Source organism: Clostridium beijerinckii (assembly GCF_018223745.1).
GTDB classification, from domain to species: Bacteria; Bacillota; Clostridia; order Clostridiales; family Clostridiaceae; genus Clostridium; species Clostridium beijerinckii.
Map to the genome: position 1 here is coordinate 1377111 of NZ_CP073653.1, position 18096 is coordinate 1395206.

At 30.5% G+C, this 18096-nt stretch carries 17 protein-coding genes; all 17 read left to right on the forward strand.

Annotation, left to right across the window (positions count from 1 at the left end; genetic code table 11):
• The first annotated feature begins 6 nt into the window (after positions 1–6).
• The 17 genes from KEC93_RS06325 (at position 7) to KEC93_RS06405 (ending at position 18096) form a co-directional block, all read left to right on the forward strand.
• The gene (locus KEC93_RS06325; protein WP_039772303.1) at positions 7–1341 is read left to right on the forward strand and encodes a radical SAM protein; all 1335 of its coding nucleotides are present in this window, start codon (positions 7–9) and stop codon (positions 1339–1341) included.
• Between the two features lie 58 nt (positions 1342–1399).
• On the forward strand, positions 1400–2716 hold the full coding sequence (gene der, locus KEC93_RS06330; protein WP_039772301.1) for a ribosome biogenesis GTPase Der: 1317 nt from the start codon (positions 1400–1402) through the stop codon (positions 2714–2716).
• Between the two features lie 2 nt (positions 2717–2718).
• Positions 2719–3711, forward strand: a complete 993-nt coding sequence (locus KEC93_RS06335; RefSeq protein WP_077869197.1) for an NAD(P)H-dependent glycerol-3-phosphate dehydrogenase — start codon at positions 2719–2721, stop codon at positions 3709–3711.
• Positions 3712–4072: 361 nt separating this feature from the next.
• Positions 4073–5551: a stage IV sporulation protein A gene (gene spoIVA, locus KEC93_RS06340; RefSeq protein ID WP_011968476.1), complete on the forward strand. Its 1479-nt coding sequence runs from the start codon at positions 4073–4075 to the stop codon at positions 5549–5551.
• 441 nt (positions 5552–5992) lie between these two features.
• Positions 5993–6418 (forward strand): PBECR3 domain-containing polyvalent protein, encoded by a 426-nt coding sequence (locus KEC93_RS06345; RefSeq protein ID WP_077869198.1) that lies wholly within the window; start codon positions 5993–5995, stop codon positions 6416–6418.
• Positions 6419–7287: 869 nt separating this feature from the next.
• A complete protein-coding gene (locus tag KEC93_RS06350) occupies positions 7288–8169 on the forward strand; it encodes a YicC/YloC family endoribonuclease (protein ID WP_017210774.1) in 882 nt (293 codons plus the stop codon).
• Between the two features lie 14 nt (positions 8170–8183).
• The gene (gene remA, locus KEC93_RS06355; protein ID WP_011968480.1) at positions 8184–8456 is read left to right on the forward strand and encodes an extracellular matrix/biofilm regulator RemA; all 273 of its coding nucleotides are present in this window, start codon (positions 8184–8186) and stop codon (positions 8454–8456) included.
• Entirely contained in the window at positions 8456–9094 is a 639-nt protein-coding gene (gene gmk / locus KEC93_RS06360) for a guanylate kinase (protein ID WP_039772294.1), read from the forward strand. The genes remA and gmk overlap by 1 nt, the downstream gene beginning before the upstream one ends.
• The gene (gene rpoZ / locus KEC93_RS06365) at positions 9075–9293 is read left to right on the forward strand and encodes a DNA-directed RNA polymerase subunit omega (protein WP_011968482.1); all 219 of its coding nucleotides are present in this window, start codon (positions 9075–9077) and stop codon (positions 9291–9293) included. Before gmk ends, rpoZ begins: the two co-directional genes overlap by 20 nt.
• A 1-nt stretch (position 9294) precedes the next feature.
• Positions 9295–10479 (forward strand): bifunctional phosphopantothenoylcysteine decarboxylase/phosphopantothenate--cysteine ligase CoaBC, encoded by a 1185-nt coding sequence (gene coaBC, locus KEC93_RS06370; protein ID WP_011968483.1) that lies wholly within the window; start codon positions 9295–9297, stop codon positions 10477–10479.
• Positions 10480–10659: 180 nt separating this feature from the next.
• On the forward strand, positions 10660–12858 hold the full coding sequence (gene priA, locus KEC93_RS06375) for a primosomal protein N' (protein WP_077869199.1): 2199 nt from the start codon (positions 10660–10662) through the stop codon (positions 12856–12858).
• A gap of 12 nt (positions 12859–12870) precedes the next feature.
• Complete coding sequence (gene def / locus KEC93_RS06380; RefSeq protein WP_011968485.1) at positions 12871–13329, forward strand: peptide deformylase; 459 nt, start codon at positions 12871–12873, stop codon at positions 13327–13329.
• A gap of 22 nt (positions 13330–13351) precedes the next feature.
• Positions 13352–14278: a methionyl-tRNA formyltransferase gene (fmt, locus tag KEC93_RS06385; RefSeq protein WP_077869200.1), complete on the forward strand. Its 927-nt coding sequence runs from the start codon at positions 13352–13354 to the stop codon at positions 14276–14278.
• Positions 14279–14293: 15 nt separating this feature from the next.
• Complete coding sequence (locus KEC93_RS06390; RefSeq protein ID WP_017210769.1) at positions 14294–14986, forward strand: zinc metallopeptidase; 693 nt, start codon at positions 14294–14296, stop codon at positions 14984–14986.
• Between the two features lie 14 nt (positions 14987–15000).
• On the forward strand, positions 15001–16320 hold the full coding sequence (rsmB, locus tag KEC93_RS06395) for a 16S rRNA (cytosine(967)-C(5))-methyltransferase RsmB (protein WP_017210768.1): 1320 nt from the start codon (positions 15001–15003) through the stop codon (positions 16318–16320).
• 11 nt (positions 16321–16331) lie between these two features.
• Positions 16332–17393, forward strand: coding sequence for a dual-specificity RNA methyltransferase RlmN (gene rlmN / locus KEC93_RS06400; RefSeq protein WP_011968489.1), 1062 nt, complete (start codon positions 16332–16334; stop codon positions 17391–17393).
• A complete protein-coding gene (locus tag KEC93_RS06405; RefSeq protein WP_011968490.1) occupies positions 17377–18096 on the forward strand; it encodes a Stp1/IreP family PP2C-type Ser/Thr phosphatase in 720 nt (239 codons plus the stop codon). The genes rlmN and KEC93_RS06405 overlap by 17 nt, the downstream gene beginning before the upstream one ends.

Consider the following 18096-nt stretch of genomic DNA (forward strand, 5'->3'; position numbering starts at 1 on the left):
GAAAAAATGAAAAATATTATAACAAAAGTAACCTCTAATGGAATTGCAGAGGAAGTCGGGATAGAAGAAAATGATATCTTAGTATCTATAAACAATAAGGAAATAAATGATATCATAGATTATAAATTTTTATCTGCAGATGAAGAGATTGTTTTAGAGATAGAAAAACCTAGTGGTGAAATATGGGAAATTGAAATTGAAAAAGAGTATGGTGAAGACATAGGAATAGAATTTGGTGGAGGCATCATGGATAAGGCAAAATCATGCAGTAATAAATGTATATTTTGTTTTATTGATCAGCTGCCTAAGGGAATGAGAGAAACATTATACTTTAAAGATGATGATTCAAGATTGTCATTTTTACAAGGAAATTTCGTGACATTAACAAATATGAAAGATGAGGACATTGATAGGATAATAAAATATCATATAAGTCCAATTAATATTTCTGTACATACAACTAATCCAGATCTAAGGGTTGAAATGCTAAATAACAGATTTGCAGGCAATGTTCTTGAAAGAATGCAAAGGCTAGCGGATGCAGGTATTACAATGAATGCACAAATAGTTTGTGTTCCAGGAATAAATAATGGAAATGAACTTAAAAGAACAATTGAAGATTTATATAAACTTTATCCAGAAGTTTCAGATGTAGCAGTAGTTCCCATAGGTATCACAAAGTTTAGGCAAGGACTTAAGCATGTTAATACGTATACAAAGGAACAATCTATTGAGGAAATCAATAATATTAAAGAATTGCAAGATACATATATTAAAGAAACTGGTAAGCCATTTGTGAGATTATCTGATGAATTTTATTTAGTCGCAGATAAAGAAATTCCAAATCAGGAATTTTATGATGATTATCATCAAATAGAAGATGGTATAGGAATGGTTAGGTGTTTTAGAGATGCCATAGATAGCACTTTAGATGACTTGGATTTAAATATGAAGGGAAGCTTTTCTATAGTTACAGGAGAGCTGGCGTATAATGAATTGCTTGAAGCCAGCAATAAAATTAAATGTAAAAATCCTAAGATACAGCTTGATGTCTACAAAATAGTGAATCATTATTTTGGAGAAACTATTACTATAGCAGGACTTTTAACTGGAACTGATATAATAAATCAGATGAAGGGAATAATAAATAGTAAGTATTTAATAATGTCTAATAACATGTTTAGAAAAGGCTACGAATTATCTGATTCTAATGAGCAGATAATGCTGGATGATATTAAAATTAAAGATATTGAATCAGCTTTAGATGTCAAGGTAATAGTAGTTGACTACACAGGTGAAGATTTAATAGAAAAACTTAATGAGGCATATGAAGAAAAATAGACTAGCATGCTGGCTTGTTATTTTTGAATATGTCTAAATATAAAGAGGAGGAATTTTAATGGGTAAACCGATAGTTGCTATAGTTGGAAGACCGAATGTTGGAAAATCAACGTTATTTAATAAATTAGCAGGGAAAAGAATTTCAATAGTTCAAGATACACCAGGGGTTACAAGGGATAGGGTGTATGCAGAGGCTGAATGGCTGAGATATAATTTTACTATGATAGATACAGGTGGTATTGAACCAGAGAATAATGATATTATTATAAAACAAATGAGAAGACAAGCAAATATTGCAATTGAGACAGCTGACGTAATAATATTTATAGTTGATGGTAAAGAAGGATTAACTGCTGCAGATAATGAAGTGGCTACTATGCTTAGAAAGAGCAAAAAACCAGTAGTTTTAGTTGTTAATAAAGTTGACAATTTAAAAGATGAAAATAATGCGTATGAATTTTATAATTTAGGAATAGGCGATCCTATGGCAATATCAGCAGGGCAAGGATTAGGACTTGGTGATATGCTTGATGAGGTAGTTAAGCATTTTGATAAATCTATTTATGATGAAGAAGAGGATGAATATATCAGAATAGCTATGATTGGTAAACCTAATGTAGGAAAGTCTTCTTTAATTAATAAATTACTTGGAGAAGAAAGAGTAATAGTTTCTGATATTCCAGGAACTACAAGAGATTCAATAGATAGTCATTTAGAAACAGAGGAAGGTAAATTTATTTTAGTTGATACGGCTGGTCTTAGAAGAAAGAGCAAGGTAAAAGAAGAAATTGAGAGATATAGTGTTATAAGAACTTACGCTGCAATAGAAAGAGCGGACGTGTGTATACTTATGATTGATGCAACAGAAGGAATTACAGAACAAGATGAAAAAATAATAGGTTATGCTCATGAATTGAGAAAGGCTATTATGGTTATTGTTAATAAGTGGGATTTGGTTGAAAAAGATGATAAAACTTTAGATAAATTTAAAAAGGATCTTCAATCAAATTTAAAGTTCTTAAGTTATGCTGAATACTTATTCATCTCTGCACTAACAGGACAAAGAACTAATAAAGTGCTTAAGTTAGCAAGATATTGCTATGATAATTACAATAAGAGAATTTCAACAGGTATATTAAATGATGTTATAAGTAAAGCTGTACTAATGAAGGAACCACCTATCGTTGGAATTAAGAGAATGAAAATCTACTATGCAACTCAAGTTGCAACTAAACCGCCTAAATTTGTGTTCTTCATAAATGATGAAAGTGCAAGACACTTCTCATATGAAAGGTATTTGGAAAATCAATTAAGAGATAGTTTTGATTTCAAAGGAACTGGAATACAAATTGAATACAGACAAAGAAAGGAATAGTTATGAGTAAAATTACTTTTTTAGGAGGAGGAAGCTTTGGAAGTGCCTTAGCTGTTTTACTTGCAGAAAAAAATAATGTTGTTAATATATACGATAGAGATAAGAATGTTGTTAATGAAATAAACATTAAGAGAACAAACGAAAAGTATATGAAAGATTTTGCAATTCCTAAAGGAGTAACTGCATTTAATAGTATTGAAGAAGCAATAGATGGTGCTGATTATATAGTTTTATCAGTACCTTCCCATGTAATTAGAAGTATGTGTATAGCTATTAAAGGGAAAATTCCTAAAGATATTCCAATAATATCTATTGCAAAAGGTATTGAGGAAGATACAGATAAAAGATTATCAGTTGTAATTGAGGAAGAATTAGATAATCCAGTTGTAGTTTTATCAGGACCAAGCCATGCGGAAGAAGTTGTAATGAAGATACCAACTACAATAGTTAGTACATCTAAAGAAATGAAATTTGCAACTGATATTCAAGATTTATTTATGACACCATATTTTAGAGTCTATACTAATGACGATATAATAGGGGTAGAAGTTGGTGGCGCTGTAAAGAATGTAATTGCGTTAGCTGCAGGAGTTATAGATGGCCTTGGGTATGGAGACAATACAAAAGCTGCACTTTTAACTAGGGGGATGAAGGAAATCTCTAGAGTTGGGATAGCACTTGGTGGAAGAGCGGAAACTTTTTACGGATTAACCGGTATGGGAGATTTAATAGTTACTTGTACATCTATGCATTCTAGAAATAGAAGGGCTGGTTTACTTATAGGTAAAGGTATGTCTCTTGAAGATGCTTTAAAAGAAGTTGGAATGGTTGTTGAAGGAGTAAAAGCTTGCAGAGCATTTTATCAACTGAAGGAAAGAATAGGTATATCAATGCCTATAACAGATGGGCTCTATAAAGGATTATTTGAAGGAAAGAATGCTAAGTCTATTATTGATGAACTCATGAACAGAGACAAAAAGAGTGAATTATTTTAATATTTTTAGTATTGTAATATGAGTATACTTTAGGGATTTATATTTAAGTTATTTGTACCAGCTATATAAAAAAGATTGATTTTTTATATAGCTGGTTTTGTATTTTCAAATATTAGTAAATTGTAGTCTAATTAAATTCCTCAATAGGTTGTGTGAAAAGTTCTTAGGCTACTATTTTTTTATTCTTTTTCAATTATGCCTAATGTTAATGTTTAATTTTAAAGATAGGAATTTTAATAATATTTTAATCATATATTTAGTGATTAGAATTGTGTTAAAATTTTTTATTTATTATATTTGTATATTTTAAATAAAGCATGAATATATATATATTGGAAAAAAGAATATGGGAGGGAAAAATGTGGACAATTTTAACATATACAAAGATATAGCCGATAGAACCCAAGGGGACATATATGTAGGAGTCGTAGGACCAGTTAGGACAGGGAAATCTACATTTATCAAAAAGTTCATGGATCTTATGGTAATACCTAAAATTGATAATACTTATAAAAAGGAAAGAGCAAAAGATGAGTTACCACAGAGTGGCTCAGGAAAAAATATTCACACAACAGAACCTAAATTTGTACCTAATGAAGCAGTAGAAATAAATTTAGGGGATGAAATAAAATTTAAAGTAAGGATGGTTGACTGCGTAGGATATATTGTAAAAGGAGCATTAGGATATCTAGATGGTGAAGAAACTAAAATGGTTCATACACCATGGTATGATTACGAAATACCTTTTGAGGATGCAGCAGAAATTGGGACAAGAAAAGTTATAAAAGACCATTCAACAATAGGATTAGTAATTACAACTGATGGAAGTATAACTGGAATAGATAGAAATGACTATGTAGAACCAGAAGAAAGAGTAATATATGAATTACAGTCACTAAATAAACCTTTTATTGTAGTTCTTAATACTAATAAGCCTAATTCTCAAGAAACTAAGGCATTGAAAAAAGAATTAGAAGATAAATATAATGTAACTGTTCAAGTTATGGATGTTTATAATATGGAAGAACAAGATATTGAAGATTTATTTAAACACGTACTTAAGGAATTCCCTGTAAAAGAAATAAATATTGATATGCCCGAATGGTTAGAAAAATTGGAATGTAACCATTGGCTAAAAAAAGATTTTTTCAACATAATTATGAACATGAGTCAAGATGTCTCTAAGGTAAGAGACATAAAATACTGCTTAAATGATTTTGAAAATGAAGACTTTATGGGAAAAGCAACCATAAATGAAGTTGATTTAGGCAGTGGAACAGCAAAAATATCTATGAAACCTAAGGATGGAATTTTCTATAAGGTTCTTAGTGAGATATGTAATTTAGAAGTTGGTTCAGAAAGTGACTTACTCAGCATAATAAATGACCTAAGTCATGCAAAATGTGAATATGATAAGGTTAAAGATGCATTAGAAGATGTAAGAGAGAGTGGCTATGGATTAGTTGCACCACAACTTTCAGAAATGAAGTTTGAGGAACCTGAAATAGTTAAACAAGGTAATAAATATGGAGTTAAATTAAAGGCAAGTGCTCCAAGCTTACATCTTATAAAGTGCGATATTAAAACTGAGATAAGCCCTATAATGGGATCAGAAAAGGAATCGGAAGAACTAGTAAAAGGTCTTCTAGAACAATTTGAAACAGATCCAGCCCTTCTTTGGCAAAGTAATATGTTTGGAAAATCTTTAGAAGTGTTAGTAAAAGAAGGATTACAAAACAAGCTATATAAAATGCCAGAAGATGTTCAAGTTAAGATTCAAAAAACTTTGCAGAAAATTATTAATGAAGGTAATGGTGGATTAATCTGTATAATACTTTAAAAAATCTGATATAAAGATTTTTATAATTTAATCCTAACAAAGTGTTGATTTTATATTGTAGTTAAGTAAATTAGTTATATTAGTGATACTACATATTAGGCATAATCAAGAGAATAACGAGTGCATATGCCGAGCCTATTTTCAAGTACATGGGGAGGCTCGACTCGCTGCAATCCATGAGCAAGTGATTCACACTTAACCATAGATTTTGGTTCTCGGTTCACGGAGGCGGAGAACCAAAATAGGCTAGATATAAGAGAAATCTGCTTCCATGCCTAATGAAAATAATCATGGTATCTTGGGCTCGTTTTTCTCGTATATGCCTTATGTATTGTAAAGTAATAAAATCAACACTTTTTTTACCATGATTTTTTATTTAAGTGGTGGAAAAATACATACTACTGGGATATAATAAAAGAAAGGATATAAATGAGGGGTATTATGAAAAGAGAGTATAAAGCTTATAAGAAAGTTGGTAAAATTAAAATCTCTATAAGTGAGCTCTTAGAGCTTGATTTACCTAGAATAGTTTATGCCTCTCCAGGTGTTGTAAGCCATATAAAAAAAAGACATGGTAGGCAATTCACAAAAAAAATCAAGGATAATATAATAGATACTATAGAAAAAGTGATTAAAGATCCACAATATGTTGGTGTAAATTATAAGAGATCAGTTGGTGACTCTCTTGAATTAGTTAAGAAGATTGATAATATTATCTTACTTTTAGGGTTGGAAGTTGATTTAGAAGAGCAATATATATATGTCGCAACTATGTATCCAATAACATTATCAAAAATGAATGCTAGAATATATAGGGGAAGATTAATAAAAGTTGAAGATAGTGAATTAAAAGAAAATATATTATAATTAATTTTGAAATAAATTTTGTTTTTTGAGGTGAGAAAAGGCTCCTCACGCGCTAGTCTTAGTAATCAGAGATGCAGGATACGCCGACCTGCCAAAAAATAAATTATATTAGAGAGATTACTTAACAATGGTTTAATAAATAGTTGTTAAGTAATCTTTTGCTATTTAAATAGATAAAACAACTATAATCTATACTTATGGGTATAGTTCACCGAAATGAATAATATACTTTTGTTCCAGTTTCTAGGCAGCAGGTTGTATCCACTTTAGCATGCTCCAACTTTCCGAGGGAAGCTCGACTCATTACATTCGCTGAGGAAGTTCGAGAACCCAAAATAAAATTTTGGACTCTCACTTCACAAGCTAAAATGGAACAACCAATAGCGGAAACTCGACTCACATTCGTTCACTGAGTAAGCGATTCTCACCAAATCAAAGATTTGTATTCTCTGCTTAAGAACCTTTAACAGCTCATTTTCAAATGTTTTCTCCATATTATGACCCTTGTGGTTACAAATATATTTATGATTTCTAGTGAAGATATGAGCTTAAAGTTTTAGTAACTTTGTAAATATGTTCATCTAATAAGTCTAATTCTTAAATTGTTTATCTATAGATAAACCATCTAAGATCTGAAATTATACATATAGATCTGAGAAATAAGAAATATCATTTTGTTCCAGTTACGAAGAAAATTTCACCTTTAACTTGTCACTAATTTCTAGTAAATATATGAATTTGAAGATTTATCAAATTTGCAAATATAAATGTTAACAATTTGTGAACAGAATGTTGACATAGAAATTTATTATGATTATACTTAGTAAAGCAAACTCCAAATTGTTTAAAAGTTAAAAGGAGGTGTACAGTTGATAAAAAGTATGACTAGCTTTGGAAGGGCTCAAAGCGAAGATGGAAGAAAGTCAAGTTTCTCTATAGAGATGAAGAGCGTAAATCATAGATATTTAGATATAAACATAAGAATGCCTAGAACGATGTTGGCTTTAGAAGAGAAGATAAGAAAGATAATTAGTAAAAGACTAAATAGAGGTAAAGTTGATGTTTTTATTAATTATAAAGCCTATGGAAATAACATTGGAAAAGCAAATCTAAATATGAAGTTAGCTGAAGAGTATTATAAATGTTTAAAACAAATCCAAAGTGAATTGAATGTTATTGATGATATATCTACAACTAAAATAGCTAAATTTCCTGATGTTATTACATTGGAAGAGTTGGATGATGATTTAGATGATATTTTTAGTGAGATATCGCCTCTGATTGAATCTGCTCTAGATTTAATGAATGATATGAGATGCAAAGAGGGCGAAAAATTAAAAGTTGATATTTTATCAAAAATTGAGATTATAGAGAATTATGTTGAAGAAATAGAAAAGGTAGCTGACAGTATTCCAAAGAATTACAAGAAGAAACTTGAAGAAAGATTGGAAGAATTATTATCTGGTGTTGATATAGATGAAAGCAGGATAGCATTAGAAGTGGCTATTCTTTCAGATAAGGCAGCAGTAGATGAAGAAATAACAAGACTCAGAAGTCATTTAAGCCAAATGAAAAGTACGTTAGATTTAGATGAACCTATTGGAAGAAAATTAGATTTCATAATTCAAGAAATGAATAGAGAAGCTAATACTATAGCATCTAAATCAACAGAAATAAATATGACTAACAAAGTAATAGAGATAAAAAATACCATTGAAAAAATAAGAGAACAAGTTCAAAACATTGAATAATTAGGAGGTAAAAAATGGGAATAAAGTTAATAAACATAGGCTTTGGGAATATAGTCTCTGCTAATAGATTAGTTGCAATTGTGAGTCCTGAATCAGCACCTATTAAAAGAATTATTCAAGAAGCAAGAGATAGAGGTATGCTAATAGATGCTACTTATGGAAGAAGAACTAGAGCTGTAATAATAACAGATAGCGATCATGTTATTTTATCAGCAGTTCAACCTGAAACAGTAGCTCATAGATTATCTACAAAAGATGATATGGCAGTTGATGAGGATGATGAATAATGATTACTAAAGGGAGAGGTCTATTAATAGTTATATCAGGACCATCTGGTGCTGGAAAAGGTACTATATGTAAAAGATTTATGGAGAAAAATAAGGATGTAATGTTGTCTGTATCAGCAACTACAAGATCTCCAAGAGTTGGAGAAGTAGAAGGTATTAATTACTTTTTTATGTCCAAAGAGCAGTTTGTAGAGAAGATAGAAAGCAATGATTTCTTAGAATATGCAGAAGTGTATGATAATTACTATGGTACACCTAAATCTAACGTTGAAGAAATGTTACAAAGTGGGAATGATGTTATTCTAGAAATAGATATACAAGGTGCATTAAAAGTTAAAGAAAACACAAGAGAAGGAGTTTTTGTATTCATCCTTCCACCATCTATGGAAGAGTTAAAACAAAGAATCATTAACAGGGGCAGTGAAACCAACGAATCTCTAATGAAGAGATTTAAATCAGCTTATAAGGAAATTAATTTTATTTCAAAATATAATTATGCAGTAGTAAATGATAAAGTAGAGATAGCTGTAGAAAAATTAGAAGCTATAATATCTGCTGAAAAATGCAGAGTAGATAGAATAAAAGATAGTATATTAGATTCAAAGGAGGGAATTATTCATGAACAACTCTATGATTAGTCCATCAGTAGTAGACTTATTAGAAAAGATACATGACAGATATTCTTTAGTAATTTTAACATCAAAAAGGGCTAGACAAATAATAGAAGGTGCAGAACCTCAGATTTCAATAAAATCAAATAAACCTTTAACAATTGCAATAAATGAAGTAGATCAAGATGCAGTTGAATTTGAAATTTTAGAAGAAGGTCTTAAATAAGATGAAAAAGAATTTAGTGTTGGGTGTAAGTGGTGGAATTGCAGTATATAAGGCATTAGAAATAGTAAGTTTACTTGTTAAAAAAGATATTAATGTTAATGTAATTATGACAGAATCAGCTACTAAATTTGTGACCCCATTATCATTTCAATCTTTAAGTCAGAATATGGTTACATGCGATATGTTTGCAGAACCGAAAGCTTGGGAGATTCAACATATAAGTTTAGCAGAAAAGGCAGATGTATTCTTAGTAGCACCTGCTACAGCTAATATAATAGGTAAAGTTGCAAATGGAATAGCAGATGATATGCTTTCGACTACAATAATGGCAACTAAGGCAAAAGTGATTTTTGCGCCTGCAATGAATACCAATATGTATGAGAATCCTATAGTCCAAGAAAATATTAAGAAATTAAAGTCACTTGGATATGAATTCATAGACCCGGCTGAAGGAAGACTTGCTTGTGGAACAAGCGGTAAAGGTAAACTTGAAAGTCCTGAAATTATTGTTGACAAAGTTTTAATGGAATTAAATGAAAATAAAGATTTGCTAAATAAAAATGTTGTAGTAACAGCAGGTCCAACTATAGCACCTATAGATCCGGTGAGGTTTATTACAAATAGATCAACTGGAAAAATGGGTTATGCTATAGCAAAGGAAGCAAGAAATAGAGGAGCCAATGTAACATTAATATCTGGACCAACATCAATAATAGCTCCAAAAGATATTAATGTTGTAGAGGTTTCTACAAATGAAGAAATGAAAAATGAAGTTATGAACATATTTGATGAAGCAGATATAGTAATAAAGTCAGCTGCAGTTGCAGATTATAAGCCTAAAAATTATAGCACACAAAAAATAAAAAAAGGTGATGGAGAGCTCTGCATAGAATTTATTAGAGATAATGATATTCTAATGGAGCTTGGAAGCAAAAAGAAAAATCAAATTCTAGTAGGATTTGCGGCTGAAAGCCAAGAGTTAAAAGATAATGCTATGTCAAAACTACAAAGAAAAAATTTAGATTATATTGTAGCAAACGATATAACAGCAAGTGATACTGGGTTTGCCTCAGAAGATAATAAAGTAATAATCTTGTCTAAAGAAGGTAAGGAAATTTACTTAGATAAGATGAGCAAAGAAAAAATTGCAACTAACTTATTTGATATTATACTTGAGAAGCGCTAGAATTTGCGCTTCTTTTATTAATATTGGAAATACTTATACATATGATACGCAAATGAAGGTAGATGTATAAGTATGAAATAGTTCTGATTATTAGTTTTTATGTAATAATCAGAATGTTAATTATCTAATATTGAATATTGTTAATATAAGATTAGATGTGAGGTGGTAGGTATAAATATCATGTATGCTGAAATAATTATAAATAGTGATGCTTTGGAGATTGATAAGCCATTTACATACAAAGTACCTAGCGAACTTCAGGATAAAATAGGAATAGGATTTAGAGTTAAAGTGCCTTTTGGGCCTAAAAGCAGACCAATAGAAGGCTTTGTATTTTCAATATTGCAGGAAGATGATTTAATTAATTTCAATTATAGAGTGAAAGAGATTTTAAATATATGCGATGATTATGCTATATTAACAAACTATGATATGGAAGTAATTAAATTTTTAAGAAGAAAGTATTTATGTAAATTTATTGATGCAATCCGACTTATGATTCCCGTTGGAATTATGAAGGGGTTAAGGGAAAAAAAGAAAAAAGTAGTTTTAGTAAATGAAGAAATACATGAAGATCAGCTTGATAAAGAAAATTATAAAAAATTATATGATTTCGTAGCTAGCAACAATGGGATTTATACAAAAACAGAAATTGTTAGTAATGGATGCTTTTCTTTATATTTATTAAATAAGTTAATAGAAAAAGGTATACTAAAAACAGAAGAACAAACAGTATTTAGATACAATACTCGAATATATGATACTGATAGTAATAAGAAACTTACAAGAGAACAGGAAAACTGTCTTAATACGATTTTAAACAGTCCTGATCAAAAATATCTAATAAAAGGTGTTACGGGATCGGGGAAGACAGAAGTATATATAAGACTAGTTGAAGAAATGTTAAGGCAAAATAAAAGTACAATTGTTTTAGTTCCGGAAATTTCATTAACCCCTCAGATGATTGAACGATTTAAGGGACGATTTGGAGAAAATGTTGCGCTTTTTCATAGCAGGTTAAGTGATGGTGAAAGATTTGATGAGTGGTATAGAGTAAAAGAAGGGAAAGCTAAATTAGTTATAGGAGCACGAAGTGCCTTGTTTTTGCCGCTTCAGAATCTTGGACTTATTATAATTGATGAAGAACATGAAAATACATATAAATCAGAACATAATCCTAAATATCATACTAGAGAAGTAAGTGAGTTCATATGTGAAATTAAGGACTGTAAATTAGTTATGGGGTCAGCAACTCCTAGCATTGAAAGTTACTACAAAGCTATTCGTGGTGAATATAAACTAATAGAAATGCATAAAAGAACTAATGGGAAAGAAATGCCGCATATGGAAATAGTAGATATGAGGGAAGAATTGAAGAGTAAGAATTTATCATTGTTCAGTAGGAAACTTTTGGCTGAAATAGAGGCAACTTTAAAAGATAAGAAGCAGGTAATTTTGTTTCTAAACAGAAGAGGGTATTCAACATTTATTTCGTGTAGAAGTTGTGGATATGTATTTAAATGTCCAGAATGCGATGTTTCTATGACGTACCATAAAAATGGATATTTGATATGTCATTACTGCGGAAGGGCAGAGAAATCAAAAACTGTATGTCCAAAATGTAATAGTAAATATGTGAAATTTTTTGGAGCAGGAACAGAACGCGTTGAATTAGAAGTGAAAAAATATTTCCCGAAATCAAGAGTATTAAGAATGGATGTTGATACTACACGACATAAAAATTCTCATGAATCAATTTATAATTGTTTTAAAAATGGAGAAGCAGACATCTTAATTGGAACACAAATGGTGTCAAAAGGATTAGATTTTAAAAATGTTACACTGGTTGGAGTTTTAGCGGCAGACATGTCTTTAAATTTGCCTGATTACAGAGCATCTGAAAGAACATATCAAATAATAACGCAGGTTGCAGGCAGATCTGGAAGAGGTGAAGATGAAGGCAAGGTAATAGTTCAAAGCTATACTCCAAACCATTATAGTTTAAAGTGTGCTCAAGAAGAGGATTATGAATCTCTATTTAAAGAAGAAATAAAGATTAGAAGGTTGATGGAAAATCCTCCTTTTGGTAAAATATTATTAATTGTTGGATCTTCAAAATTTGAAGAAAAATTAACAAAATTTATGTATACTTTAGAAGCTGATTTGAAAAAATTAGTAGTAGATGATCTTACTATTCTCGGACCGGTTCCTTGTATAATTTCTAAATTAAAAGAAAATTACAGATGGCAGATAATAATAAAAGGAAATTTTGATGATGAGTTTAGTGAAAAAGTTAAAGATACACTTTATCTATTAAATAAGAGTGTATATAATGAAATAAGGGTTAGTATAGATATTAATCCTAACAATATGACATAGGGGGAATACAAAATGGCATTAAGAAATATAAGAAAATATGGTGATGACGTATTAAGAAAGAAATGCAGAGAAGTTGATAAAATAGATGATAGATTATTGACATTAATTGAAGATATGAAAGAAACAATGTATGATGCTGATGGTGTTGGTCTTGCAGCTCCTCAAGTTGGGATATTAAAGAGACTATTTGTTGTAGATATTGGAGATGGGCCACTAGTATTTATTAATCCAGAAATAATAGAAACAAGTGGGTCTCAAATAGACGAAGAAGGATGCCTTAGCTTACCAGGGGAAACAGAAGAAGTTATGAGACCTAATTACGTTAGAGCTAGAGCTTTAAATGAAAAGGGAGAAGAATTCGAAATAGAAGCTGAAGAATTACTTGCGAGAGCTATTTTGCACGAATATGATCATTTAAATGGAACTCTATTTATAGATAGAGTTAAAGGTAGGGGAGCTTCAAAAAAATAAATACTGATAGGAGGATAATATAATGAATATAGTATTTATGGGTACTCCTGATTTTGCAGTTCCTTCTTTGCAAAGAATGATTAAAGAGTACAATGTTACTGCTATTTTGACTCAACCAGACAAACCAAAGGGTAGAGGAAAGAAAATGGCATACTCTGCAGTTAAAGAAGAAGGATTAAAACATGAAATCCCAATATACCAACCAATAAAGTTAAAAGACGATAGAGATTTGATAGAGAAATTAAAAGAGCTAAAACCAGATTTTATTATAGTAGTGGCATTTGGGCAGATTTTAACTAAGGAAGTATTAGATATACCGAAATATGGATGTATAAATCTTCATGCATCTTTGCTTCCGATGTATAGAGGTGCTGCACCACTAAATTGGGCAATAATAAATGGAGAGAAGAGTTCTGGAAATACCACAATGCTTATGGATGTTGGTTTAGATACAGGAGATATGATTCTTAAGGATGAAGTTGAAATTACTAATAATATGACAACTGGTGAATTACATGATATATTAATGGTTAGAGGAGCAGATTTACTTGTAAAAAGTATAGAGGGAATTTCAAAAGGCGATATAGTCCCAGAAAAGCAAGGGAATGAGACTTTTTATGCCAAGATGCTTGATAAGAATATCGCTAATATAGATTGGAATAAAAGTGCTGAAGAGATTCATAACTTAGTTAGAGGACTAAATCCATGGCCAATTGCCTATACTGATTATAAGAACGAAAGAATGAAGATATATGAAACAGAAGTTCTAAAAGAAAAAAGCAATAAAGAACCTGGTACTATTATAGATGTAAGCAAAAATGGAGTGAAAGTTTCATGCAAGGAAGATGTTCTATTAATAAAAAGAGTACAGTTTCCTAATGGTAAGCCTTTGGCAATAGAACAATATATTAATGGACATGAAATAGAGGAAAATATAATCTTACAATAATGGAGTTGATGTATAATGCATTTTTATCCGTTTTTTGATCCAACAATGATATTATTAGTTCCAGCTATAATAATTTCATTTTGGGCTCAATCCAAAATTAATAGCGCTTATAGCGAGTATAGCCAAGTAAGAACAATAAATGGATATACTGGTCAACAAGTTGCAAGAATGATGTTAGATGAAGCTGGGCTTTTTGATGTTAGAATAGAATTGATAAATTCAAAGCTTGGAGATCATTACGATCCTGCAAGTAAAATCCTTAGATTGTCTCCGGAGGTATATTCAGGTGCATCTATTTCTTCAGCAGGCATAGCTGCCCATGAGGTCGGGCACGCATTGCAGCATAAAGAAAGGTATGCTCCACTAGTAATAAGAAATTCCATTGTGCCAATTGTAAATATTGGCTCGAATGTATCATGGATGCTATTCTTTGTTGGTATATTATTAGGTTTTAAGGGATTAACTACACTTGGAATAATTTTATTTTCAGGAGTTGTAATTTTTCAGCTAATAACATTACCGGTAGAGTTTGATGCATCAACAAGGGCTTTGAATATATTAAAGTCAAGAGGAATACTATATGGTGACGAAACTAAAAGTGCACAAAAGGTTTTAGACGCAGCAGCAATGACATATGTAGCTGCGACATTAATGGCAGTATCACAATTAATAAGATTAATTGCTATAAGCAATAGAAGAAATGATTAGTAAAGAGGTAGCGTATGAATTGTAGAAAATTAGCAGTAAAGATATTAGGAAGAGTCTTAAATGAAGGGGCTTACTCTAATATTGTATTAGCAAAAGAGTTAAATGAAGCAGAATTAAGTGATAAAGATAAAGCACTATTAACTGAAATTGTTTATGGAGTTTTAAGAAGGAAAAAAACATTAGATATTATAATTTCGAACTTTGTAAAAGATCTTAAGTTAATGAACAAAGATATCTTAAATATTTTAAGAGTAGCAATATACCAAATGAACTTTTTGGATAAAATACCTAGCTATGCTGCTTGTAATGAAGCGGTAGAGGAAGCAAAAGAAATATCAGAAAATGATTCAAAGTTAGTAAATGGAATACTTAGAAATTTCACTAAAAATCCTGATGATATTGAAGTTGTAGGAAATAAAATTGACGAATATGCATATAAGTTTTCATTTGAACCTTGGATGATAAGACTTTTAATAAAGCAATATGGTGAAAATGTATCAAAGAAAATAATGTCTGGATTAAATTCAATTCCACAAGTAAGTGTTAGAGTAAATGAACTTAAAGCTGATTATGATGAAGTATTTGAAAAATTAGAAGAACTTGAATATGAAGTTGAAGAAGGCGTTATTTGCCCAGAAGCAATTTGCATAAAAGGTGGTAAATCTATAGAAAATAATCCGTTATTCCAAGAAGGAAAAATCACAGTTCAAGATGAAAGTGCAATGATTATAGCACCATTATTAGAATTGGAAGAAGGAATGACAGTTACAGATTTGTGTAGTGCACCTGGTGGTAAAACTACTCATATTGCTGAAATACTTCAAAACACTGGAAAAGTATTAGCGTATGATCTTCATGAATCTAAACTTGGATTAATAAAAGAAAATTGTGAGAGATTGGGTATAACTAACGTTGAAGTTAATACAAGTGATGCAACTAAATTAAACCCAGATTTAATAGCATCTAGTGATAGAATCTTAATAGATGTTCCTTGTTCAGGGCTTGGAATAATAAGAAAAAAACCAGAAATAAAGTGGAACAAGACAAGAAATGAGTTAAGAGAAATTATAAAAGTTCAAAGAGATATAATGGAATGTGCATGGATGTATTTAAAAGAGGATGGAATAATGATATATTCAACTTGTACATTAAATAAAGAAGAAAATGAAGAAAATATTGAGTGGTTTGTTAGCAGACATAAAGACTGTAGCGTGAAAAAGATCTTTATTGGTAAACAAGATAACTTAGTATACAATAGAGATGGCTCTCTAACTATTATGCCAAATGAAAATATGGATGGATTCTTTGTGACTAAATTAGAAAAAAGACAATAGTAGGTGAATAAATGAACAATTTGCTAGATTTTACTTTAGAAGAACTTAAAGCATGGATGAAGGAAAATGGTGAAAGTGCATTTAGAGGTCAACAAATATTATCATGGATTTATAAAGGTGTTAAAGAATTCGATAATATGAAGAATATACCAAAGCCATTAGTACAAAAACTAAAAGAAAATTTTTTTGTAGGTCTGCCAAAGATAATAGAAGTATATAAATCTAATATAGATGGTACAGAAAAGTTCTTGTTAGGATTTAAGGATGGAAACTTAATAGAATCTGTACTAATGAGATATAAGCATGGAAATTCCATATGCATATCCACTCAAGTTGGATGTGCAATGGGATGCAAATTTTGTGCATCCACAATTGAAGGTAAAGTTAGAAATCTTACAACTGGAGAAATTTTATCGCAAATTATGGTTGTTCAAGATTATATCAATGAAAGGATTTCCAACGTAGTATTAATGGGAAGTGGCGAACCACTTGATAATTATAATAATGTTATAAAGTTTCTAGAAATAGTTTCTGCTGAATATGCATTAAATATTGGGCAGAGACATATAACATTATCTACTTGTGGAATTGTACCTAAGATATACGAATTAGCAGATAAGGAACTTAGCATAACTCTAGCTTTATCACTACATGCATTTAGTAATGATAAGAGAAAAGAAATTATGCCTATAGCTAATAGGTATAGCATTGAGGAAATATTAGAGGCTTGCAGATATTATATAAATAAAACTAATAGAAGAATTACGTTTGAGTATGCGCTAGTGAAAGATGTGAATGATGGCAGAGAAGATGCAAAGGCATTAGGCAAATTGTTAAAAGGTATGCTTTGTCATGTTAATTTGATTCCAGTAAATGAAATAAAAGAAAATACATATAAGAGATCTTCAAAAAAGGCAATAGAAGATTTTTCAGAAATACTAAAAAATCATGGAATAGAAGTTACTACAAGACGTGAAATGGGAAGTGACATTAATGCAGCATGTGGACAACTTAGAAGAAGTTACATAAATACCCAAGAAATAGAGGGGGAGCAAAATGGTAGGTTTAGTTAGTGATGTTGGGTTAAGGCGAACATTAAATGAAGACTCTGCTTCGTATTTAGAAAGAGACGAATTCAAAATTTATGTAGTGGCAGACGGAATGGGTGGACATAATGCAGGAGAAGTCGCTAGTCAGATGGCTGCAACAAATATTGTTGACTATGTAAGAGAAAATTTTTCTTCGAGTAGAGCAGAAAATTTGCTTGTAGAAGCCATAGAAAAAGTAAATAAAGATATATTTACTTTTTCTAACACTAGCGAAAATTTAAGTGGAATGGGAACTACTGTTACAACTTGTTTTATGACTAAAAATTTTATACAGGTTGCGAATGTAGGTGATAGCTGTTGTTTTGCAGTTAAAAATAATGAAATTAAGAAGATTACTAAAGATCATTCTTTAGTACAAGAACTAGTTGATATTGGGAGTATAAGTGAAAAAGAGGCGGAAAATCATCCTAAGAAAAATATTATTACAAGAGCATTAGGAACTAGCATTAATGTGAATGTAGATATATTTCAGTTAGAGAACAGAGAATATGATCTTTATATATTGTGTTCAGATGGATTGACAAATGAATTAACTAAAGAAGAGATTCTACAAGTCGTCACTGAAGGAGAAAGTTATGTAAACATTGCTAATAAACTTGTATACTTGGCAAAGCAAAACGGTGGCAGAGATAATATAACAGTATTGTTGTTTGGAGGAGAGATGTAG

Bases quoted from the DNA above. Each gene is read 5' to 3' on its own strand.
- KEC93_RS06325 (WP_039772303.1), top strand. From the start codon at position 7: ATGAAAAATATTATAACAAAAGTAACCTCTAATGGAATTGCAGAGGAA.
- der (WP_039772301.1), top strand. From the start codon at position 1,400: ATGGGTAAACCGATAGTTGCTATAGTTGGAAGACCGAATGTTGGAAAA.
- KEC93_RS06335 (WP_077869197.1), top strand. From the start codon at position 2,719: ATGAGTAAAATTACTTTTTTAGGAGGAGGAAGCTTTGGAAGTGCCTTA.
- KEC93_RS06345 (WP_077869198.1), top strand. From the start codon at position 5,993: ATGAAAAGAGAGTATAAAGCTTATAAGAAAGTTGGTAAAATTAAAATC.
- remA (WP_011968480.1), top strand. From the start codon at position 8,184: ATGGGAATAAAGTTAATAAACATAGGCTTTGGGAATATAGTCTCTGCT.
- gmk (WP_039772294.1), top strand. From the start codon at position 8,456: ATGATTACTAAAGGGAGAGGTCTATTAATAGTTATATCAGGACCATCT.
- rpoZ (WP_011968482.1), top strand. From the start codon at position 9,075: ATGAACAACTCTATGATTAGTCCATCAGTAGTAGACTTATTAGAAAAG.
- coaBC (WP_011968483.1), top strand. From the start codon at position 9,295: ATGAAAAAGAATTTAGTGTTGGGTGTAAGTGGTGGAATTGCAGTATAT.
- priA (WP_077869199.1), top strand. From the start codon at position 10,660: ATGTATGCTGAAATAATTATAAATAGTGATGCTTTGGAGATTGATAAG.
- def (WP_011968485.1), top strand. From the start codon at position 12,871: ATGGCATTAAGAAATATAAGAAAATATGGTGATGACGTATTAAGAAAG.
- fmt (WP_077869200.1), top strand. From the start codon at position 13,352: ATGAATATAGTATTTATGGGTACTCCTGATTTTGCAGTTCCTTCTTTG.
- KEC93_RS06390 (WP_017210769.1), top strand. From the start codon at position 14,294: ATGCATTTTTATCCGTTTTTTGATCCAACAATGATATTATTAGTTCCA.
- rsmB (WP_017210768.1), top strand. From the start codon at position 15,001: ATGAATTGTAGAAAATTAGCAGTAAAGATATTAGGAAGAGTCTTAAAT.
- rlmN (WP_011968489.1), top strand. From the start codon at position 16,332: ATGAACAATTTGCTAGATTTTACTTTAGAAGAACTTAAAGCATGGATG.
- KEC93_RS06405 (WP_011968490.1), top strand. From the start codon at position 17,377: ATGGTAGGTTTAGTTAGTGATGTTGGGTTAAGGCGAACATTAAATGAA.